This window comes from Actinoallomurus rhizosphaericola (genome assembly GCF_024055675.1).
Classification (GTDB): domain Bacteria; phylum Actinomycetota; class Actinomycetes; order Streptosporangiales; family Streptosporangiaceae; genus Actinoallomurus; species Actinoallomurus soli.
The window spans coordinates 129,351-150,353 of record NZ_JAMXMW010000001.1; the positions used below are offsets into that span (position 1 = coordinate 129,351).

General features: G+C 72.3%; 20 protein-coding genes and 1 pseudogene. 10 read left to right on the forward strand and 11 right to left on the reverse strand.

All coding sequences use genetic code 11. The features are described 5' to 3' along the window. Positions 1–50 precede the first annotated feature (50 nt). Positions 51–1,031: an AraC family transcriptional regulator gene (locus NE234_RS00675; protein WP_252775792.1), complete on the reverse strand. Its 981-nt coding sequence runs from the start codon at positions 1,029–1,031 to the stop codon at positions 51–53. Positions 1,032–1,125: 94 nt separating this feature from the next. Here NE234_RS00675 and NE234_RS00680 point away from each other — a divergent pair, with 94 nt between their 5' ends. Next, positions 1,126–2,043 (forward strand): MBL fold metallo-hydrolase, encoded by a 918-nt coding sequence (locus NE234_RS00680; RefSeq protein ID WP_252775793.1) that lies wholly within the window; start codon positions 1,126–1,128, stop codon positions 2,041–2,043. A 90-nt stretch (positions 2,044–2,133) separates the two neighbouring features. Here the strand turns inward: NE234_RS00680 and NE234_RS00685 are convergent, their stop codons facing one another. After that, the gene (locus tag NE234_RS00685) at positions 2,134–2,862 is read right to left on the reverse strand and encodes a TetR family transcriptional regulator (protein WP_252775795.1); all 729 of its coding nucleotides are present in this window, start codon (positions 2,860–2,862) and stop codon (positions 2,134–2,136) included. 94 nt (positions 2,863–2,956) lie between these two features. Between NE234_RS00685 and NE234_RS00690 the strand changes: the two are divergent. Both NE234_RS00690 and NE234_RS00695 read left to right on the forward strand, forming a co-directional pair. Continuing rightward, positions 2,957–4,571: pseudogene (locus tag NE234_RS00690) on the forward strand (MFS transporter); the annotation flags it as partial. 36 nt (positions 4,572–4,607) lie between these two features. Then, positions 4,608–5,009, forward strand: coding sequence for a hypothetical protein (locus NE234_RS00695; RefSeq protein WP_252775799.1), 402 nt, complete (start codon positions 4,608–4,610; stop codon positions 5,007–5,009). 89 nt (positions 5,010–5,098) lie between these two features. Here NE234_RS00695 and NE234_RS00700 read toward each other — a convergent pair whose 3' ends face one another. From NE234_RS00700 to NE234_RS00715, 4 genes are all read right to left on the reverse strand, one after another. After that, complete coding sequence (locus NE234_RS00700) at positions 5,099–6,388, reverse strand: hypothetical protein (protein WP_252775800.1); 1,290 nt, start codon at positions 6,386–6,388, stop codon at positions 5,099–5,101. Between the two features lie 51 nt (positions 6,389–6,439). Beyond that, positions 6,440–7,627, reverse strand: a complete 1,188-nt coding sequence (locus NE234_RS00705) for a CU044_5270 family protein (protein WP_252775802.1) — start codon at positions 7,625–7,627, stop codon at positions 6,440–6,442. Next, positions 7,624–8,181, reverse strand: a complete 558-nt coding sequence (locus NE234_RS00710; protein ID WP_252775804.1) for an RNA polymerase sigma factor — start codon at positions 8,179–8,181, stop codon at positions 7,624–7,626. The genes NE234_RS00705 and NE234_RS00710 overlap by 4 nt, the downstream gene beginning before the upstream one ends. Positions 8,182–8,380: 199 nt before the next feature. Continuing rightward, the gene (locus tag NE234_RS00715; protein WP_252775805.1) at positions 8,381–8,740 is read right to left on the reverse strand and encodes an MFS transporter; all 360 of its coding nucleotides are present in this window, start codon (positions 8,738–8,740) and stop codon (positions 8,381–8,383) included. A gap of 84 nt (positions 8,741–8,824) precedes the next feature. Here NE234_RS00715 and NE234_RS00720 point away from each other — a divergent pair, with 84 nt between their 5' ends. Then, a complete protein-coding gene (locus NE234_RS00720; protein WP_252775807.1) occupies positions 8,825–9,439 on the forward strand; it encodes a TetR/AcrR family transcriptional regulator in 615 nt (204 codons plus the stop codon). A gap of 99 nt (positions 9,440–9,538) precedes the next feature. Further along, the gene (locus NE234_RS00725) at positions 9,539–10,258 is read left to right on the forward strand and encodes a rhomboid-like protein (protein WP_252775809.1); all 720 of its coding nucleotides are present in this window, start codon (positions 9,539–9,541) and stop codon (positions 10,256–10,258) included. A gap of 36 nt (positions 10,259–10,294) precedes the next feature. Here the strand turns inward: NE234_RS00725 and NE234_RS00730 are convergent, their stop codons facing one another. From NE234_RS00730 to NE234_RS00745, 4 genes are all read right to left on the reverse strand, one after another. Continuing rightward, positions 10,295–11,086: an SAM-dependent methyltransferase gene (locus NE234_RS00730; protein WP_252775811.1), complete on the reverse strand. Its 792-nt coding sequence runs from the start codon at positions 11,084–11,086 to the stop codon at positions 10,295–10,297. Between the two features lie 261 nt (positions 11,087–11,347). Continuing rightward, on the reverse strand, positions 11,348–12,556 hold the full coding sequence (locus tag NE234_RS00735) for a sigma factor (RefSeq protein ID WP_252775812.1): 1,209 nt from the start codon (positions 12,554–12,556) through the stop codon (positions 11,348–11,350). 98 nt (positions 12,557–12,654) lie between these two features. Further along, positions 12,655–13,152 (reverse strand): cysteine dioxygenase, encoded by a 498-nt coding sequence (locus NE234_RS00740; RefSeq protein ID WP_252775814.1) that lies wholly within the window; start codon positions 13,150–13,152, stop codon positions 12,655–12,657. A 6-nt stretch (positions 13,153–13,158) separates the two neighbouring features. Beyond that, positions 13,159–14,046, reverse strand: coding sequence for an amidohydrolase family protein (locus tag NE234_RS00745; RefSeq protein WP_252775816.1), 888 nt, complete (start codon positions 14,044–14,046; stop codon positions 13,159–13,161). A 203-nt stretch (positions 14,047–14,249) separates the two neighbouring features. Here NE234_RS00745 and NE234_RS00750 point away from each other — a divergent pair, with 203 nt between their 5' ends. From NE234_RS00750 to NE234_RS00770, 5 genes are read left to right on the forward strand one after another with little or no spacing between them, the layout of a single operon-like run. Then, on the forward strand, positions 14,250–15,467 hold the full coding sequence (locus NE234_RS00750) for a glutamate-cysteine ligase family protein (protein WP_252775817.1): 1,218 nt from the start codon (positions 14,250–14,252) through the stop codon (positions 15,465–15,467). 23 nt (positions 15,468–15,490) lie between these two features. Beyond that, positions 15,491–16,747 (forward strand): ergothioneine biosynthesis protein EgtB, encoded by a 1,257-nt coding sequence (gene egtB, locus NE234_RS00755; protein ID WP_252777398.1) that lies wholly within the window; start codon positions 15,491–15,493, stop codon positions 16,745–16,747. Then, complete coding sequence (egtC, locus tag NE234_RS00760; RefSeq protein ID WP_252775819.1) at positions 16,747–17,481, forward strand: ergothioneine biosynthesis protein EgtC; 735 nt, start codon at positions 16,747–16,749, stop codon at positions 17,479–17,481. Before egtB ends, egtC begins: the two co-directional genes overlap by 1 nt. Before the next feature lie 50 nt (positions 17,482–17,531). Continuing rightward, positions 17,532–18,485: an L-histidine N(alpha)-methyltransferase gene (gene egtD, locus NE234_RS00765; RefSeq protein ID WP_252775821.1), complete on the forward strand. Its 954-nt coding sequence runs from the start codon at positions 17,532–17,534 to the stop codon at positions 18,483–18,485. A 10-nt stretch (positions 18,486–18,495) separates the two neighbouring features. Then, complete coding sequence (locus NE234_RS00770; RefSeq protein WP_252775823.1) at positions 18,496–19,506, forward strand: LacI family DNA-binding transcriptional regulator; 1,011 nt, start codon at positions 18,496–18,498, stop codon at positions 19,504–19,506. On the opposite strand, the gene NE234_RS00775 is transcribed toward NE234_RS00770, so the two are convergent. Then, the gene (locus NE234_RS00775) at positions 19,500–20,942 is read right to left on the reverse strand and encodes an aromatic amino acid ammonia-lyase (RefSeq protein ID WP_252775825.1); all 1,443 of its coding nucleotides are present in this window, start codon (positions 20,940–20,942) and stop codon (positions 19,500–19,502) included. The genes NE234_RS00770 and NE234_RS00775 overlap by 7 nt on opposite strands. Between the last annotated feature and the right edge of the window lie 61 nt (positions 20,943–21,003).

Genomic DNA, 21,003 nt, shown 5'->3' on the forward strand with positions numbered 1-21,003 from the left:
CGTGGACCTTAGAGCGCCGAGATCTGATCAGGGAGGCCCCATCCCGTGAGTCACGTGCGGCCGACATCATCGCCGTGTGGATCGACCCGAACGGCTGACCCCGCCATGATGCGGCGCGGGATCTCGACCGCCGGAGCCGGCGACTCCCGGCCGGCGGGTTCGCGGTCGCGGTACAGCCCCGGCGGGAGGCCGAACTGCCGCTTGAAAGCGTGCGAGAAGGCGTACGGGGAGCCGTAGCCGACCTGACGGGCGATGGCGTCGAGCGGCATCTCGGACGCGCGGAGGAGCCGGGCCGCGGTGGTCATGCGCCACCAGGTCAGGTACGCCATCGGCGGCTGCCCGGTGAGAGCGGTGAACCGCCGGGCCAGAGTGGCACGGGACAGGCCCACGTGTGCGGCCAGGTCCTCGATCCGCCAGGGCGCGGCCGGGCGTGAGTGGAGCGCCTCCAGCGCGGCGGCGATCTCCGGATCGCGGAGCGCGCGGGGCCACCCGGTCTCGGCGTTCTCTTCTAGCCAGGCGCGCAGCATGTAGACCAGCAGCAGGTCGAGCAGGCCGGTGATGACCGTCTCCCGGCCGGGCCCGTCGCCCCGTACCTCGGCGCCGAGCAGGTCGATGGCGGCGCGCAGCCGGGTGTGCCGGCCGAGGTCGGCGGGGAGGTGGACGACGTCCGGCATGCCGGTCAGCAGCGGGTGCGCCCGAGTCCGGTCGAGCCGGTACTTGCCGCACAGGAACTCCACCGGGCCGTCGGGCTGGGAGACGGCCGTGCCGTCGAACGGCGCCGCGCCCTCCGCGCTCGGCGAGTCCGACAGCACGTGGGCGGCGCCGTGCGGCACCAGGACCGCGTCGCCCACGGTCAGCGGGACCGGCTCGGCCCCCTTCGAGATCAGCCAGCCCGATCCACGCAGCAGCACGTGGAATCCGGCCCCGTCGTACGGGGCGAACCGGTAACGCCACGGCGAGGCGACGCTGAGGCGGCTGGAGGCCGGCCTTCCGGTGCGCATCGTCTCGATCGCGTCGCTGACCACGTCCATGCCGCCATGGTACGTCGCATCGATGAGACGATCACGCATCCGCAAGCTCGTATCGCGCATTGGAAAGCGCATCACGGGTGGTGAGCATGGTGTCATGAGTGATTTCCAGATCGGTGACGTCGAGGTCACCAAGGTGGTGGAGTGGCAGGGCGAGATAGCGCCCGCGCGGTTCATCGTCCCGGACAGTCCGGCCGAGCTCTGGCGGCGCAACGAGTCCTGGCTCGCGCCGGATCACTGGCACCCGGAGACCGACGCCTACCACGGTGCGGCGCAGACCTGGGTCCTGCGCAGCGAGGGCAAGGTCGTGCTGGTCGACACCGGAGTGGGCAACGACCGGGACCGGCCCCAGATCCCGCTGTTCGACCATCTGCGGACCGACTTCCTCGACCGGCTGGCCGCGGCGGGCGCACGACCCGAGGACGTGGACCTCGTGATCAACACGCACATCCACTACGACCACCTCGGCTGGAACACCGAGTTGCGCGACGGGGAGTGGGTGCCGACCTTCCCGAACGCGACGTATCTGATCCCGCGGGTGGACCAGGAGTTCTTCGATCCCCGCAACGAGCACCGCCGCCGCGCGCCCCGCGACGACCACGAGAGACGTCGGCGGGAGGGCGGCCGGCTCGTCTACGCCGACAGCATCGTCCCCGTTCTCGGCCGGGCCGTGCTGTGGAGCGACGGCCACCGCGTCGACGGGAACATCAGCCTGGAGCCGGCACCCGGCCACACGCCGGGCTCGTCGATCGTCCGGGTGGCGTCCGGCACGGACCGCGCCGTGTTCGTCGGCGACATCCTGCACAGCCCGGTGCAGATCCTCGAACCCGACTACAACAGCTGCTTCTGCGAGGACCCCGCGCAGGCGGCGGCGACCCGACGCAGGGTGCTCGAACGCGCGGCCGACACCGGAGAGCTCGTCGTGCCGGCGCACTTCGCCGGAGCCGGCGCGGCCGAGGTCCGTCGCGACGGCGGCCGCTTCGCCGTCAGGCGATGGGCCGTGTCGACCGGATGAGGCCGTACGCGGCAGGACGGAGCCGTACGCGACGGGGCGAGGCCGGGTGAGCCGGCCCTCGTACGGGCGGTGGGGCGTCTCCGTGGCCGATCAGTTCGGCGAGGAGGCCTCCACCGCGGCCGCGGCGGCGGGGAAGTTGATGCCGTCCTCCAGGGACAGCAGGAGCTCCGACAGCACGTCGGAGAACCGCTCGGCCCGTGCGATGCCGCTGCTGAGCAGCTCGAACGCCGTGTGGAACACGCCGTTGACGACGGCCGCGACCACGTGCGGGCGCAGGTCGGTGGCGGGGTCCACGCCCATGCGCTCGGCCACCAGGCGGGTCATCTCCGCGTGCTTCTTCTGGCCGTGTTCGAGGCTGCTGCCGAAGACGGCGGGGCTGGTCTCCATGAGCTGCTGAATGCAGCCGAACCGCTCGGGGTCGAAGCCGAACTCGCCGTCCTCGAAGGCGCGGATGACCGAGACCGCGGCGTGGCGCAGGGCGGTGATCACCGGCTCGTCGGCGGGCCGGGCGGTGTACGCCTCCGTCATCGCGCAGAACTGCTCGTCCTGGAACGTCAGGAGGACGTCCTCCTTGGACGCGAAGTAACGGAAGAACGTCCGGGAGGACACGTCGACCGCGTCGGCGATCTCCTCGACGGTCGTCGCCTCGAAGCCCTTCTCCGCGAACAGCCGGAACGCGCTGTCCACCAAGGCTTCACGGGTGCGCTGCTTCTTACGCTCACGGCGACCGGCCGTGGGGGAGCAGGCCTGAACTGCAGGGGTCGCCTCCATGCCCGCAGGGTAGCGGACGTTGGACGGTTCGGCCAATAGTTCCTTCACGAAGTGACACTCGTCATGTTGAGACTTAAGTCGTTTGACGACAACTGTCACCGTGTGACAGTTTGGAGGCCTCACGAACTCTCGGAGGCAGTTCATGACGTCCCCAGCGACGCTTCCGTCCCGTCCCGGGACGCACGAAAGATCTGGCCGTGCCGGGCACGGCCATCCCTGGCTCACCCTGCTCGCCGTCGCGCTCGGCGTGATGATGGTCGGCCTCGACGCGACCGTCGTGTCGATCGCCAACCCGGCCATCGCCAAGGACCTGCACGCCGACCTTTCCGGTCTGCAGTGGGTCACCAACGGCTACCTGCTCGCGCTGGCCGTCACCCTGATCCCGGCCGGTAAGATCGCCGACCGCTTCGGGCGCAAGCGCACCTTCCTCGCCGGAGTGATCGGCTTCGCCGTCGCCTCCGTCCTCGTCGGCGTGTCCGGCGGCATCGGCATGGTGATCTTCTGGCGGGTCGTGCAGGGCTTCGCCGGCGCGCTGCTCCAGCCCGCCAGCCTGGCCATCCTGCGCAACACCTTCCCCGCGGAACGGCTCAACGCCGCGATCGGCATCTGGGGCGCCACCGTCGGCATCTCGATCGCTGGTGGCCCGATCGTCGGCGGCCTGCTCGTCCAGCACGTGAACTGGGAGTCGGTCTTCTTCCTCAACGCGCCGCTCGGCCTGATCGCCCTCCTGGTCGGCCTGTGGGTGATCCGCGAGTCCCGCGACGAGGGAGCCGTCGGCTCGTTCGACTTCGCCGGCGTCCTCCTGCTCTCCGGCGCACTGTTCGCGCTGGTCTGGGGCCTGATCAAGGCCGGGACGTACGGCTTCGGCGACGTGGTGCCGCTGGTGTCGTTCGCCGCGTTCGCCGTGCTGATCATCGGGTTCGTCATCCGTGAGCTGCGGGCGTCCCACCCGATCCTGCCGATGAGCCTGTTCCGCTCGGCGTCGCTGTCGGCCGCGACCGGACTCATCGTCCTCGGTGCGTTCGCCCTGTTCGGCACGATCTTCTTCATCACCCTCTACATGCAGCAGGTCCACGGGATGTCCCCGGTGCAGGCGGGTGTCCGGATGCTGCCGATGACCGCGATCTTCATCGTCTCCTCGCCGCTGGGCGGCGCGCTGACGCAGCGGTTCGGGCCGCGCGTGCCGCTCGCCATCGGCATGGTGCTCACCGCGGGCGCGCTGTTCGGGCTGTCCCGCATCGGGGTCGACGCCTCGTACAACACCATCTGGCCCTGGTTCATCATGATGGGAATGGCGTTCGGCTTCATTCTCACCGCGGGCACTGAGGCGATCGTCGCGAACGCCCCCGCGCACCTCGCCGGCGTCGCGGGCGGTCTGCAGCAGACCGCGTTCCAGGTCGGCGGCGTGCTCGGCACCTCGGTCCTCGGCACGATCCTGTCCAGCCGCGTCGGGAACGTCCTCGTCGACCGGCTGACCGGCGCGGGGCTGCCGGCACCGGCGGCCCACCAGCTCACCACCGCCAAGGACTACATCGCCCAGGGCGTCGCCCCGGTGCCCCACGGAGCTCCGGGACCGGTCGCCAAAGCCATCACCACCGGCAGCCACCTCGCCTTCATGGACGGGTTCCAGACGTCGATGACCGTCGCTGCGGTGGTCGCCCTCGTCGCCGCGTTCGCCGCCCTCCTCGTACGGCGCGGCGAGTCCCCGGTCGAAGGCGCCATCGCCATCTGAGTCCCACCCGGGTACGGGCGGCCGCCGCCGCCCGTACCCGCGCCCCGAACGGAGTTCGACCATGTCCCACGCGATGGCGTTCCCCGCCACACCGTTGCCCGCGAGCGGCTGGGAGTTGCGCGTCGGCCGCGGCAGCCGCCGGCGTCCCGCCCTCGAGGTGCACACCGGCGACGGCCTCATCGACGTGGCCGTGGCCCGCGGCGTCGACACCATGCTGATCCGCGGCGCGGTACGCGGCCGGGGCTGGTCCGTCGCCTGGGGCGAACTGCCGCCCGGCGGTGAGGTGCTCGTGGAGTTCCACGCAGGGCGGTCCGTGCTGAAGGCCCCCGCGGTGGCGATCGCCGGGGCGTTCTGGGTCGCGGAGGTGCCGGGGAGGTTCCGCTCGGTCGTCGTCACGACCGCGGTCGGCCGGGTCTCCCTCCGCGTCCGGCGATTCCGCCAGGCCCGGCCGTCCTCGCGGTAGAACCCTCATCGACGAGGGGCACGGGCCGCGGGGGCGAGCGGCGGTCTCCCGGGCACCCCGGCGGTGGCCGGAGGGCCCGGGATGAACGGCTACCGTCGGCGGGCGATCACGGGGCGGTAATCACCGGCCGTGCCGACACTCCAGATGCCGCCGCCGGGAATCGGTGCCAGCGCCCAGAGGTCTGCCTCTCCTTCGACCGGGACCGGCTCGTGCTGCCAGCCGCTCGAGGTCCGGCGCAGCGCGTACATCGTGTAGTCGGGCTCGGAGGGCGAGAAGGTGTCGCCGACGGCCAGTGCCTGTCCACGGCTCACCGCCACGTCGTACAGCTCGCCGCGTTCGTCCGGAGCCTTCTCGCTGGTCCATTTGTGGCCGTTCCAGTGCAGGAGCATCGGGCGGCGGATCTCCTCGATGCCGGGGGCGTGTTTGCCCCAGCCGGCGATCCAGACATTGTTCTTGGCCACCGCCCGCACCGACATGAGAAATTTCGTCCATTCGCCGGTCTCCGGGGCGGGGAACCGTTTCCAGGTGCGACCGTTCCAGTGCAGGAGCAGAAGGGGGTCGGGGTGGACGTCGTTGTCCACGTCCACCGTTCCCGCGGCCCACACGTCGTTCGGTCTCCGCGCGTCCATGTTGTCTAGCGCGAAGTTGTCACCGAGTGCGGGCAGTGGTACGTCCCGCCACTTTCGGCCGTCCCACCGCTGGACGAACGCGCGGGTGACCTGCGTCGTGTTGTCGTACGTCGAGCCGGTGAGCCACGCTTCGGTGGGACTGATCGCCTTGATGGCCTCGGTTCCCACCTGCTGTGCGTGGACCGGGGCGATGGGGACGGCCGTCCAGTTTCGGCCGTCCCAGTGCAGCATGCCGCAGTCGGTGGAGGCCCATGCGTCGTTGGGGGTGGAGGCGCTGAGGTGGTTGATGCGGGCGGATGAGGGGACGGGGGTCTGCTGCCAGCTGTGCCCGTCCCAGTGCAGCATGACGGAGGTGAACATGCCCTTCGCGAAGGTGCAGTTATCGTCATCTTCGTCGGAGGCGGCCTTGGCGAGCTGCCGGAAGCCCTGGGAGGGGTCTTTGGCGAGCCGTCGAAGACCGGGAGTCTCGGGAGGATGTGGAGGGTTTTGCGGGTTGAGGAGAAGCCCGCCGGCCCACGCGTCATCTGTTCCCGTCGCGGCGACGCTGAGCAGGCTGACTTTTCCCTGAACGGGCACATCGAACAGCTGCCACTTCGGGGATGCCGCGGCCTTCACAGCCGGCGCGGCCTTCGCGGCCGGTGCCGCATTCGTTCCGGCGATCGCCGCCGTCGCCGGTACGGCCGCCGCCACGGCCGTCAGCGCGAGCCCTCCGGCAGCGGCTCGGATCGTTCTCCTTCTTACTTCACGCACGCGAAAGCCTTTCCTTGGTGAAGGTTCGTGGTTGGGGTGACTTGGCGCCGGTCAGGAGTTGGGGATGGCGCCGATGGTGTTCACCCAGCCCTGGCGTTCGAAGGCCCGATACTCGCTGACGCCGTGCGCCCCTGGCGTGCCGGGGCGGTTGCCGGGCAGGTACTCGACGTCGAGGAGCCGGGCGGTCTTCGGGTCGACCACCAGCCGCTCGATCGCACCGTCGGTGGTTCGGGCGGTGATGGCCACGCCGGACCTGCCCTGCCGGTCCGTGATCCGGCCGGTGACCTTGACGGAGGGGTGGTCGGCGAGGATCCGGTACAGCGCCGCTCGGGTGCCGGGCCTGATCGGCGCGCTGAACAGGCTTCCGGCGCCCTGGAAGACGTACACGCCGAAGTCGGCGGGGGCGACGTAGCCATTCGCGCCGCCCGTACGGTCCTGCTGCCACAGCCTCCGCAGGTAGGTCTCCAGGCTGCTCTTGGTCGTCGGCAGCGTCGGCATGGTCTTCCACTCGATCTCATGCGAGCCGATGGAGGGATTGACCAGATGCGAGACCTTGTACCCGTACGTCTTGTTCGTGGGCTTGTCATACGTGATCGTGGACGGCTTGGAGGCCGTCGTGCCGCCGTTGACGCTGAGCGGCGGCGAGCCCGCCGCCTTCCATGCCGCCTCATCCTTCTTGGTGGGGAAGGTGACCTTGATGTCCAGGGGGCCGCGGTTACGGAACCGCATGCCGGTCCCGCCCGGTGTGGTGCACGTCCAGTCCTCGCTGCTGCTGGCCGTCTGCGCCTGGAACATCTGGCGCTTGCCCTGGGGGATCGGGTTGCCCGGACCGGGCTTGTAGGGCATCAGGTCCTGCCACATGCGAGTCCGGGAGTACCAGCAGGTCCCCACGGTGGTGGGCTCTTTGGCGACCGTGTCCGCGCTGGCCAGCAGGAACGTCCGGGTGTCGATCGCTCCCTTCCGGCCGGAAGCCCCGTTCGACGCGGTGCCGCCGTCGTGACCCCCGGACAGGACGCCCGTCGCCAGCATCGCCGTGGCCGCCACCACCGCGGTTGCGCCGGTGGCGAAGGCCAGCCGCCGGACCGGGCGCCGTCCCGGGACCAGAGCCCGGCTCACGGGGCCGGTGCGCGCACGAATCAGGCTCGCGTCGGGGCGGCGCGCGTACGCCGCGTCGGCGAGTTCGTCGACCATCGCGGGCTTCAGAGCGCTGATCACAGTATCGACGTCGTTCTGCTTCACGGCTTCTCCTGGATTACTCGGGTGCGCGGGGCGCGTGCGGGCGCCTCCGCGCCGAGGTCATGGGATGCACCCAGTGCCCTGGCCAGTCGGCGGCGCCCCCGATGCAGCCGGACGGTGAAGGTGGCGCGGGAGCAGCCGGCGACCCGGGCCGCGTCGGCCGGATCGAGGCCGTGCCAGGCGGTCAGGGTGACCGCTTCGGCCTCCTTGGGGGACAGGGTGCGGAGGGCCGCCAGCGCATGGTCGCGGGCGATGACGTGGTCGGCGGCATCCCAGGCGTGCAGGTCCGCGTCGGTGGTCAGGCCGGCCATCCGGTCGACCAGGCGGCGCGTCTGACCAGCGGCACCATGGGACTGGCGGGCCAGGTTCCTGGCCACGGCCAGCAGCCACGGCAGTGCCCGCTCGGGGATCTCGTCAATCTTGCGCCACGCGACCGTGAACACCTCGTTGGTGACGTCATCGGCCGCCTGGGGCGCGACCCGCAGCACGACGTAGCCGAAGACATTGCGGTAGTACGTCTCATAGAGGCGGGTGAATCGGGCCTCTTGCTCGTCCACGCCACCTCCTCTCTTCTCGGGACACGAACGCCAAGAAGTCGAAGAAGGCGTCAGCGGATTACGCGGCGGATCGAAGATTCTCTGAGAGCCTCGCCCGTACGGACCGTACGAGGCGCCGGCCGGGGCGGGCCGGCCTTCTTCAGGGGGACCTCCTTGACGCCGATGGCGAGGGCGAACGCGGCGGCGCACAGTACCGCGATCACCAGGAAGATCTGCCCGGTGGCGTCGGCGACCCCGTCCGCGTAGGCGGCCCGGGCCGTGGCGGACAGCGTGGCCGGTGTTCCGGAGCCGGTGGCGCCGGGCAGGTGTGCCGGATCACGCGGGTGAACATCGATCCGAACGCCGCGACCGCGAGAGAGCCGCCGAGCGTGCGGAACAACTGGGTCGACGACATGGCGGCGCCCATGTCGCGCATCTCGACGCTGTTCTGCGCGATCGTGGTGGCCATCTGCATCAGGCAGCCGAGTCCGAGGCCGATCAGCAGCATGTAGGAGCAGGTGACAAGGCGGGACGTGCCGGTGTCCATGGTGGCCAGGAGGGCCGCGCCGACGGTCAGCAAGGCGTTCCATCAAAGCACACTCGATTAATAAGTGCAATCGTTAAACATTTTGCCTTGGTCAACTGGAAGAGTAGGATCGGCGGCATGACCGACGCGACGACGGAGCGTGCGCCACTCGGCCGGCGCGAGCGTAAGAAGGCCGCCACCCGCCAGGCCCTGGCGGACGCCGCGCTGCGCCTCTTCCTCGAGCGCGGCTACGACCAGGTCGGCATCCGGGACATCGCCGAGGCCGCCGACGTCTCCACGACCACGCTGTTCAAGCACTTCCCCGGCAAGGAGGCGCTCGTCTTCGACGAGGACGCCGAGCTGGAGGCCGCCCTGATCGCCGCCGTGCGCGAACGCCCCGAGGGAACGTCGATCCCCGCCGCCCTGCGCGACTACGTCCGGCGCTCCCGGCGGGTCAAGGGCGGCGACGCCGGCGTGAGCTTCACCCGGTTCGTCGAACTCGTCGAGAACACCCCCGAGCTGCGCGAGTACGAGCGCCGCATGTGGATGCGCCACGAGACCGCCCTGGCCCGGGCGATCGCCGAGGAGATCGGCGCGCCCGCCGACGACCCGACCTGCCGGGCACTGGCCCACTTCGCCCTGGAGACCCGCTACCTCCCCGGCGGGAGCGCCGACGCCGACACCGCCATCGCCTGTGCCTTCGAGCTGCTCGAACACGGTTGGAGCGCGGTCGCTCAGAACGCCCGAGATTGACTCACGCGACGGGACGGTCGCCTGTCCCCGGGGTAAGACCGGGCTGACGATCGTCCGGATGTCATGGAGCTCTCAGAAACAGCCCCTACGCTTTCCCGCGTGCATTCGTTCCTCAGGCGCTTCCCCCTGCCCATGGTGTTCATCCTGGCGTTCTGCGCCGTCTCGGCCGTGTACGCGTACGGCCTGGGGCCGGCCCAGCAGCGCTCGGTCGTCGCCACGACGGCCACGAACCTGGTCAACCTGAGGACCGACCCCGTCGGCACCATGGTCGCCTCGGCGTTCGTGGCCCAGGCCGTGCCGTGGATGTGGGTGGTCCTGGCGGTGATCGGACTCTTCCCCGTGGCGCACCGCTTCGGCAACGTCCGGACCCTCGTGCTGGTCGGCGCCGCCCAGGTCATCGGAACGCTCATCAGCGAGGGCCTGCTCGCCTGGCGGATCTCGGCCGGCGCCATGCCCGCCTCCCTGCGGTACATCGACGACGTCGGCCCGTCCTACGTCATCGCCTCGGCCCTCGTCGCCACGATGCTGTACGGCGCCGAGCCGCTCGTGCGCACCGCCCGGCACGGCCACCGGCTCTTCGACCGCGTGCCGAGCCGCTGGTGGCGCATCGGTGCCGGGGTGGCCCTGGCCTTCCTCGCTCCGCACCTGTTCAGCGGCCTGGACCGGCTGGGCGTGGCCGCGGTCGGGCACCTCGTCGCCATGCTCGTCGGCGCCGCCCTCGGCCTGATCTTCGTGCGGCGCGAGCGCTCGCGGACGGGCCAGGACGGCCCCGGCACAGCCGCCGGTGTTCCGCGGCGACGCGTCCTCAGCGAGGTCTGACCGGCGATCCGCGGCCCTCCCGGGCCGCGGTGGGCATCATGGCTTACGCCCCACGCCCGCGTAGCCGTCGACCGGCTCGCCGGTCAGGTCGGGGTGCACGGGCCGCCACCGGGTGATCTCGACCAGGCCCGGCTCCACCAGCTCCAGCCCGCGGAAGAACCTGGCGATCTGTGCCACCGACCGGGCCGTCATGGGCGTGGTGCCCTCGACCTGGTTCCACATCCGTATGGCCTGATCGGTGCGCTCGCCGTGCACCACGTTCGTCGTCGCGTACAGCGCCAGGTACGACCCGGCCGGCAGCGCCGCCACCAACCGGTCGACGATGTCGTACGCCTCCCGGTCGTCGGGGAGGAACTCGGTGATGCCCATGAGCATCAGCGCGATCGGCCGCTCGAAGTCCAGGGCCCGAGCGGCCTGGTCCAGGATCGCGTCGGGTTCCCGAAGGTCCGCATGGACGTAGTCGGTGGCCCCCTCCGCGGTCGAGGTCAGCAGCGCCTGGGCGTAGGTCAGGACCAGGGGATCGTTGTCCACGTAGACGACGCGGGTCTCGGGCGCGGAGCGCTGAGCGACCTCGTGGGTGTTGTCGGCCGTGGGCAGCCCGGTGCCGATGTCCATGAACTGCCGGACTCCGGCCTCCTCGACCAGGTAGGAGACGGCGCGGTTGAGGTACTGGCGGGACTCGCGGGCCAGCCGGACCACCTCCGGCAGCACCTGCACGGCCTGGTCGCCGGCCTCTCTGTCGGCCGGGTAGTTGTCCTTGCCTCCGAGGAGGTAGTTCCAGACGCGCGCCGGGTGCGGCACATCCTTGTCGATCTTCGGTTCGTTCACGGTGACCTCGATGGCTGCGAAGACGTTGTCGATCTTCGAACGTACGGGCCGCCGGCAAAGGTCCGGGATGGGGAGGCGCGAGCCGACGGCGACCGGATGTGGTCGCGCAGGACGCGGCCGTGCCGTGGGCGCGGCCGGCCGGCCCAGGTCCGCCCGGCTCCGTACCGCGTCGTTCGGCTCAGCCGCCGGCGGGATCGAAGACCGGCTGACCGCCACCCTGGCCGAGGTCCCCGGCCTCCGGGTCGCGGCGCCGGAGTCTCCTCAGGAGGTCTTCGGCGTCGGGGTCGCGGTCGGGCTTCCGCCGACCGGCACCGGGAGGGGGAGCGCCGACAGGCTCGGTGTGGGTGTGGGTGTGGGCGTCGGCGCTGAGGTGGTCGGCGACGGCGTCGGGGTGCCGGACGGCGTCGGGCTCGCCGGGGAGGCGGGCGGGCGGCTCGCCGTCGGCGTCGGCGAGGACGACGCGCGGGTGGCCGAGGCCGACGGAGACGCGGCGGCGGTCTTCGGCGCGGTCCCCGAACCGCCGACGCGCGAGGACCCGTCGCCCAGCGCCCCGGCGTCGCCGGGCGACGACGGACGGCTCGTGGGCGTGGCGTGCCGCATCAGCCGGCTGTTGTCGCCGACGTGGGAGACCCCCTGGCCCGGACCGGCCGGCCAGACCAGGATCGCGCCGACGACCGCAGCGGCGCAGGCGGCCAGGGTGAGCGTCTCGGTGAGCAGGGCGTTGCGCCGGTGCGGCCGGCGCCGGTGGCGGGCGGCCGCCGCGGTCTCGGGCCGGGCGTGCCTCGGGTGGTGCCCGGTCACCGCGTCGGCCGTGCCGAGCACGCCCTCGATCGAGAGGGGCAGCCCGTCGGCGTCGGACAGCGGCACGCCGGCGGTCGCCCACTCGGCGGCGGCGCAGGCGGCGACCACGTCCTCCCGCAGCGACGCGGGCGGCCCGGGCACCCGGCGGCTCACGAGTGCGGGCAGGCGGCCCTTCGCGAGCGCCGTCAGCAGCTCGTCGTCCGCCTCGGCGCCGGCCTCGAGCACGGTGACGACGGCCTGTTCGAGCCGGCGGCCCGCCATGCGGACCAACAGCTCGGCGGTGTCGTCCGCCACCCCGGTGATCCGCGCGAGCCCCTCGACGTCAAGCGCGTCGGCCAGCGCCAGCGCGTCGCGATGCTCGGGGCGCAGCCGGGCCAGGGCGCGCTCCAGCGGGGGCGCCATCGGGTCCGCCGCGACGGCGCGCGCCAGGGCGCCGCGCCGCAGCACCTCCGCCCGCGCCAGCGCGTGCAGCCAGAGGGGGAGCGCGTCGTCGTCGGACGGGGCTCCGGCGCGGTGGCGGGCGGCTGCGGCGAAGGCGTCCCGCGCGGCGTCGGCGGCCTCGTCACCGACCATGCGGTGGCAGTAGGCGTGGATCCGCGGACCGTGCTCGTCGTAGAGCAGGCCGAAGACCTCCGGCTCGCCGGCGCGCAGCGCCTCCGTCAGGGACACCCTTCGACTCCGTTTCACCGCTGGGCTCATCGTCACTACAAGTAAAGAGCAAGCTACCAGTGCGGCAAAAATCGACGCCAGAGGGTTTTACCCGGCGTTCAGGCGGCGGGGTCCAGCGGGCGGAGCTCGTCGGCGTAGCTGACCGAGACGCGGCGCATGACGCCGCCGTCGTCGATGGAGTACTGCCCCATGCGCCAGAGCGGGGGCGAGTAGGCGTGGATGGACACGCTACGGTCCGCCACCCCGACCAGGCGGTGGATGTGCTCGGGGCCGAAGCAGAACGACGTGCCGGTCTCGACCTCCACCTCGACGTGCTCGCCGCCGATCCGGGGGTTGCACTCCATGAGGACGCCGTCGACGACCGCGACCGCGCCGGAGGAGATGTCGTGGTCGTGCCAGCCCGTGTCGCTCTCCGGGGTCCAGCACAGCAGCCACACGTCGACGTACTCGTCCCGGTGCAGTGACACGTAGTGGCGGTGGCCGTCGGGGAAGTCGACCAGCTCGCGCCACTCCTCGGGGCGGGCGGCCAGGTCGTCGACGAGCCGGCGGAGCTCGTGCCGGTCGAGGCTTCGGTCGGGCAGGGACTCAAGGGCCACGGGGGGTCAGTCCTTTCCAGTGAGGAGCCGGTGCGGGTTGGCCACGCGGATGGCGTGCTCGGCGGCGTCGCCGACGCCGAAGTCGCGGGGGATACGGGCGTACGGGCGGTCGGAGCCGCTCACGATCGTGTCGATGCCGATCGCCCGGACGGTGGCGTCGACGGCGCGCGGTCCGTACGAGGACGTCTCGACGTAGGCGTTGGGGTCGACCAGGCCGCGTCCGCCACCGCGCGCGGCGAACCGCTCGCCGTGCAGGGGCGCGAGCCCGGCCAGCAGCGCGAAACAGACGCGGAGGCCGGGATGGCGCGGCCGGCCGAACGCGCGGAAGGCGTACCAGGCGGCGTGCATCTGGTGGACGTACGGCACGAGTGCGGGCCACCACGCCGGGCCGTCCGCGGCGGGGGCCGGGCCGGGGTGGACGAACAGCGGCAGCCCACGCTCCTCCAGCACGGTGAGGAGGGGCGCGCAGCGCTCGTAGCCGGCCGCGTCGAGCAGCGCGGTCGCGGGCAGCTGCAGGCCGACGAGGCCCTGGTCGAGGAGCCGGGCGAGGGCGGGCGCGTCGTTCTCGGCCAGGCCGGCGGCGGCCCATGCGCGGAACGGCTCGGGCAGCGCGAGCGCGTCCGCGTGGTAGGCGTCGAGGAGGGGAGCGGCCTGGTCGGGCGGCAGTGACTCCACGCCCAGGGGGGCGGACAGCGAGGTCAGCACGAGGCCGACGCCGTCCTGCGCGGCCTCGTCGGCGCGGCGCCGGGGGTCGTGGTCGGCGGGGTCGACGTCGTACGGGGCCTCGCCCGCGAGGAGGAGCGTCCAGCCGTCGAGCCGGGGAGTCGCCGTGCGCCGACGGAGGGCGTCGAGGAAGGCCGGGCCCCAGAGGTGCTGATGCACGTCGATCTGCACGCGACCGCTCCTTACTCCCAGGTCAGGAACCCTGAACCGGTTCACTGAACCGTATCAGTGTAGCGGTTCAGTGGAACGGTTCACACCCGCCCCGGTCACCACACGGACATCTCTCGCTTTATCCAACGAAAGGTGTTTTTCGGATTATTGATGCGGTTCAGTAGGGAAGGACCTTCGATCGTTCGCCCGATCGGAGGTGCCGCGTGAGCCGACTGACCATCGACGAGGTCTACGAACACGTCAACGGCGTCTGTTTCAAGACCGGTCCGCCCGGCCTGGTCGGGATCGAGACCGAGTGGTTCGTGATCGACCGGAACACCCCCTCGCGGAGCGTTCCGGTGTCGCGCGTCCGGGCGGTGATGGAGGCGGCCGGGCCGCCGCCCGCCGGGAGCCGCGTCACGTACGAACCCGGCGGCCAGCTCGAGCTCAGCTCGCCCCCGCGCCGGGGCCCCGCCGCGGCGCACGCCGCCATCGCCCGCGACATCGCGCACGTCACCGCGCACCTGGCCAAAGAGGACCTGTGCCTCGACGGCCGCGGCGCCGACCTGCGGCCGACCGTGTTCCAGGCGACGGCGGAACGCTACCGGCGCATGCGCGAGTACTTCGGCGACCACGGCCTGCGGATGATGTGCGGCACCGCCTCCCTCCAGGTCTGCCTCGACATCGGCGCGGACGGCGCGGACGCCGCCCGGCGCTGGCGGCTCGCCCACGCGCTCGGGCCGGTGCTGGCCGCGGCCTTCGCCAACTCGCCCGGACCGTCCGTACGGTCCCGGCGGCAGGTGGTCTGGGAGACGCTCGACCCAGGGCGTACGGCGGCGGTCGGCGGCGACGACCCCGTCGAGGCCTGGGTCCGATACGCCCTCGACGCGCAGGTCATGCTGATCCGCGACGGCTGGCGGGCGGCGCCGGGACTGACGTTCCGGGAGTGGATGGCGACGGGCCGCCCCGACCTCGGGGACCTCGCCTACCACCTGTCGACGCTGTTCCCGCCCGTCCGGCCGCAGGGCTGGCTCGAACTGCGGATGATCGACGCGCTGCCCCCGCCGTACTGGCCGGTGCCGGTCGCCGTCGCGGCCGCGCTGCTCGATGATCCGGTCGCGGCCGACCTCGCCGCCGAGGCCGCCGAACCCGCGCGGGACCGCTGGCGCCAGGCCGCGCGCGACGCCCTCACCGACCCGGTGCTGGCCCGCGCCGCGCGCCGCTGTTTCGCCGCCGCGCTGGACGCCCTGCCCCGGCTGGGCGGCGACGCGCTCGTCCCCCTGGTCGACGCCTACGCCGGCCGTTTCGTCGAACGCGGACGCTGCCCGGCGGACGAGCGACCGGGCCACGTCCCGATGCCCCCGAGACCCGAGATGTTCACGGCCGTGCCGGACGCGGGATCGCCCGCCACGGCCACCGAGGAGGAACCCACGTGGACCTGAAGGAACGGATCGCGACGGAGCTGATGGCCGCCCGCGACCGGAGCGTCGGCCTCACCCTGGAGGCGCTCGAGGAACCGGACCTGATGGTGCAGGTATCGCCGCTGATGTCGCCCCTGGTCTGGGACCTGGCGCACATCGGCAACTACGAGGAGCTGTGGCTGCTGCGCGCCGCCGCGGGCCAGGAGGCGATGCGCCCGGAGATCGACGACCTGTACGACGCCTTCGAGCACCCACGGGCCGAGCGCCCGAAGCTCCCGCTGCTCACCCCGGCCGAGAGCCGCGCGTACATCGACACCGTACGGGCCAAGGTGCTCGACTCGCTGGAGAAGGTGCCGCTGACCGGGCCGCTCGCGGCGGGCGGCTTCGTGTACGGGATGGTCATCCAGCACGAGCACCAGCACGACGAGACGATGCTCGCCACCCACCAGCTCCGCAGGAGCGGCCCGACGCTGCTCGACCCCTCGCCGGACGACGTTCCCGCCGGCGCCCCGGCCCTGGCCGGGCACGAGGTGCTGGTCGAGGCGGGCCCGTTCGTCATGGGCACCTCCGACGACCCGTGGGCGTACGACAACGAGCGCGGCGCCCACACGGTCGACCTGCCCGCCTTCTTCATCGACGTCACACCGGTGTCGAACGCCGCGTACCTGGCGTTCATGGACGACGGCGGGTACGACGACCCGCGCTGGTGGCACCCCGACGGCTGGGAGTGGCGCACGCGGACGGGCAAGCGGTCGCCCGCCTTCTGGAAGCGCGAGAACGGGCAGTGGCTGCGGCGGCGGTTCGGCCGGGTCGAGCCGGTGCCGTTCGACGAGCCGGTGCAGCACGTCTGCTGGTACGAGGCCGACGCCTACGCCCGCTGGGCGGGCAAACGGCTGCCCACCGAGGCCGAGTGGGAGAAGGCGGCGAGCTGGGACCCGGACGCACGCCGCAAGCGCCGCCTGCCCTGGGGCGACTCCGGCGAGCACGCGAACCTCGGGCAGCGGATGATGCGGCCCGCGCCGGTCGGCTCCTACCCCGAGGGCGCGTCGGCGTACGGCGTCCGGCAGCTGCTCGGCGACGTGTGGGAGTGGACGTCGAGCGACTTCCACGGGTATCCCGGCTTCCGGGCGTTCCCCTACAAGGAGTACTCCGAGGTGTTCTTCGGCACCGACTACAAGGTGCTGCGCGGCGGCTCCTGGGCGACGCACCCGCTGGCGTGCCGTACGACCTTCCGCAACTGGGACTATCCGATCCGCCGGCAGATCTTCGCCGGGTTCCGCTGCGCGAGGGACGCCGCCTGATGTGCCGCCACATCGCCTACCTCGGAACGCCGCGCACCCTGCACGAGCTGCTGTTCGCCCCGGACCACTCCCTGGAACGGCAGTCGTACGCGCCGCGCATGAACGCCAACTGCCTCATCAACGCCGACGGGTTCGGCGCGGGCTGGTACGACCCGTCCCGCGCCCGGCCCGTCCGGTACCGGCGGTCCCAGCCGATCTGGACGGACCTGTCCTTCGCCGACGTCGCCGAGGTCGTCCGCAGCACGTGCGCGGTCGCCGCCGTCCGCTCCGCGACGCCCGGCTTCCCGGTGGACGAGTCGTGCGCCCAGCCGTTCACCGACTTCGAGCGCCTGTTCAGCCACAACGGCGCGGTCGAGGGGTTCCCGGGCGTCGAGGCCAAGCTGCGGGAGCTCGCCGGCGATCTCGCGCCGATCCCGGACGCCCGCGCCCCCGTCGACTCGGCGCTGCTGTTCGCGCTGGCCGCCGGGCGCTGGCGGGCCGGGGGCGACCTCGCGGACGGGCTCGCCTACGCCGTCGGGGCCGTCGCCGCGCTCGCGCCGGGCCGGTACAACCTCCTCGCCGCCGACGGGCGGTCGCTGGCCGCGACGCGATGGGGCGACACGCTGTACGTCCGCCGGGGCGAGGATGTCGTCATCGCCTCCGAGCCGTACGACGAGGCGCCGGACTGGGAGGAGGTCCCCGACCGCTCACTGGTGACGGTCGATCAGCACGGGGTACGGGTGAGCCCACTGTGACGGGCCCGAGCCCACGGAAGCGGAAGACGGAAGAACATCGGGAGGCATACGTGGATCGCTTTCTCACCCCGGACGATCTCGGCAAGGCGCTGCGCCGGGACGTCGCCGACGGCCTGAGCGCGCGGCCGAAGACGCTGCCCGCCAAGTGGTTCTACGACGAGCGCGGCAGCGAGCTGTTCGAGGAGATCACCCGGCTGGAGGAGTACTACCCGACCCGCCGCGAACGCGAGATCCTCGCCGGCCGGGCGGGCGAGATCGCCGAGGCGACCGGCGCCGTCACCCTCGTGGAGCTGGGCGCGGGCTCGGGGGAGAAGACCCGGGTGCTGCTCGACGCGCTGGGCGGCACACTGCGAACCTATGTTCCGGTCGACGTCAGCGGGGACTTCCTCGCGCACGCCGCCGAGCGGATCGCCGCGGACCACCCGGACCTGACGGTGCGGCCGGCCGTGGCCGACTACGAGCGGCACCTGGCCCTGCTGCCCGGCGGTGAGCGCCGCCTGATCGTGTTCCTCGGCGGCACGATCGGCAACATGACCCCGGCCGAGCGGGTGTCGTTCCTCAGCGCGCTGCGCGCCACGATGAACGACGGCGACGCCCTGCTGCTCGGCGCGGACCTGGTGAAGGACGAGGGCCGCCTCGTCCGCGCCTACGACGACGCGCGCGGGGTCACGGCGGAGTTCAACCGGAACGTCCTGAACGTCATCAACCGCGAGCTCGGCGCCGACTTTGTGCCCGAGCGCTTCGAGCACGTGGCCGTCTGGAACGCCGGCGACGAGTGGATCGAGATGCGGCTGCGGTCGACCGAGCCGCAGGTCGTTCACGTTCCGGCCGTGGACCTGAAGGTGGAGTTCGAGGCGGGCGAGGAGATGCGCACGGAGATCTCGGCGAAGTTCCGCCGGGACCGGATCGAGGCCGAGGCCGGGGCCGCGGGACTCACGGTCGACCGGTGGTGGACGGACGAGGATGGTGATTTCTCGCTGAGTCTTGTCAGACCCGCTCTATAGGGTTGGAGCCGTGGCGCAGCAACGGAAGCGAGCGACCATCCGCGAAGTGGCGAAGGCGACGGGGCTGTCGCCCGCCGCCGTCTCGTACGCGCTGCGGGGCATCCAGACGTCGGAGGAGACGCAGCAGCGGGTCCGGCAGGCCGCCGCCGAGCTGGGGTACGAGGCGCATCCCATCGCCCGTGCCCTCGCCAGCGGGCGGACCGGCATGGTCGGCCTGCTGTGCGGCTCCCTCGAGGACCTCTGGCAGCAGTCGCTCGCGGTCGGCATCGGCCGCGCGCTGTTCGCCCGCGACCGCTACGCCATCATCCTCGACGCGGCCGGCGACCCCGAGCGGGAGGCCATGCTCGCGCGGCAGCTGCGCGACCAGCGCGTCGACGGGCTGATCGTGCAGCCGGTGGACCCGGCCGGCGACGTGTGGGCCGAGCTGGGGGAGAGCCTGCCGATCGTGTCGATCGGCGACTCGCTGCGCGGCGGGCACGCCTACGGCGAGGTGGTGTTCGACAACCGCGCCGGCGTCACGCTCGCGCTGGAGCACCTGCACCAGCTCGGGCACCGGCACGTCGCCGTGCTCACCCCCACGCGCGCCAGCACGCCCGACCGCCCCGCCGACGTGCACGTCAACGCCGAGGCCGAGCGGATCGGCATCAGGGTGGACGTGGTGACCTCGCCGCAGGCGCTGCACAGCGCCACCGAGACGGCCCTGGCCGTGCTCGGCCGGCCGGACCCGCCGAGCGCGCTGTTCTGCTTCTCCGACTCGATCGCCTACGGCGTCTACGCCGCCACCCGCGAGCTGGGCCTCAGCGTGCCCGGTGACGTGTCGGTCGCCGGCTTCGACAACCACCCGATGTCCGCGCTGCTCACCCCGCCGCTGACCAGCGTCGACTGGGACATCGAGGACATCGTGCACTCGGCGGTCCGGGTGATCGTCGGCGGCATCGAGGGCAAGCCGCGCCGCCGCCGCATCGTCTGCGAGCCCAGCCTCCTCCCCCGGGAGTCCACCGGCAAATGTCCTTCTCAGTAGGCGCCGTACGCCGCGATCCGGGGGAGCAGGTCCGCGGCGGCGGCGATGTCGGTGTCGAGCGGCCGGTCCTCGACGGCGGGGTCCAGCGCGTCGGCGGCCTGGGCGTACACCTCGCCGAGCCGGGCCGGTGGCGTGCGGCCCTGCATCCGCAGCGCCCGCACCGCCGCGACGAGCTCGCAGGCCAGCGCCGTCCGGTAGGCCGTGACGACATCGGTGGTGGCGCGCGCCGACTGGGTGGCGAAGCCCGCGTGCTCCTCGACGCCCCGCGACAGCACGGCGCTGCCGAGCGCCGCGGGGGAGGCCAGCCGCCGGATGTCGGCGATGGCCGAGTGCGCGACGTACTCCAGGATCATGATCCCCGAGCCGGGCTCTCCCGGCGCCGCCTGGAACGCCTCGAGCCCGGTGAAGGACGGCTCCACCAGCGTGCCGAGCCGGGCCGCCGACAGCGCCGCCGTCTGGAACAGCGCCGCGCGGACGGAGTCGAGCGCCAGGCCCACCGATGCGGTGTGGAAGTTGCCGTTGTGCCAGACCGTACGGTTCACGACGTCGACGAGCGGGTTCTCGGCCGCCGCGTTGATCTCCCGGGTGACGATCCCCTCGGCCTGCTCGGCGACGTCCACGGCCGGCCCGTGCACCTGGGGGAACGCCCGGTAGCCGTACGGGTCCTGGATGCGCGCGGGGGTGACCTCCTCGGGCAGCAGGCCGCGGACCGCCTCGGCGACCCGGCGCTGCCCGGGATGCGGGCACGCCTCGTGCACGGGTGCGGCGAAGGGCTCGGCGGAGCCGCGCACGGCCAGCAGCGACAGCGCGGCCACCGGGATCGAGGCGCGCAGCAGCTCGGTCACGTCCCGGACGGCCAGCGCGGCCTCGCCGAGGGTCGCGGCGTTCGAGCTGATGAAGGCCAGCGCGTCCGTGGGCCGCAGGGAGAAGCGCGGGCCGCCCGCGCCGCCCTGCCAGGGGCGCTCGCCGATCAGGCAGAGCGCGGTCGCGGCGAGCGCGGTCAGGTCGCCGGTGCCGATCGCGCCGTACACCGGGATCGGCGGGATCAGCCAGCGGTTGACCACCTCGGCGAGCGTGCCGAGCACCTCCGGGTCGACGCCGGAGCCCCCGGCGGCGATCTGGTTGAGGCGCACGACGAGCATCGCGCGGACGGTCTCGGAGGCGAGCAGCGGCCCGGCTCCACCGGCGTGGCTGCGCAGAAGACGCAGGCCGTGGGCGTCGTCGTCCTCGATCGTGACGTTGCGGTTGGCGCCGACGCCCGTGGTCCGGCCATAGACGGCCTGACGGTCCGCGACCTCGCGGGCGACCTCCCAGGCCTGCCGGGCCCGCTCCACCGCTTGTGGCGGAACTGTAACAAAGACGCCCTCTCGGGCGACTGCCGCTACGACCTCGCAGGTCAGGCCGCTACCGTGGACGGCTACGGATGTCGGACTCATCGGTGGAACCTTACGGCAAGCAGATAAATCACACTATCTTGACCTTTAATCCCGGATAACC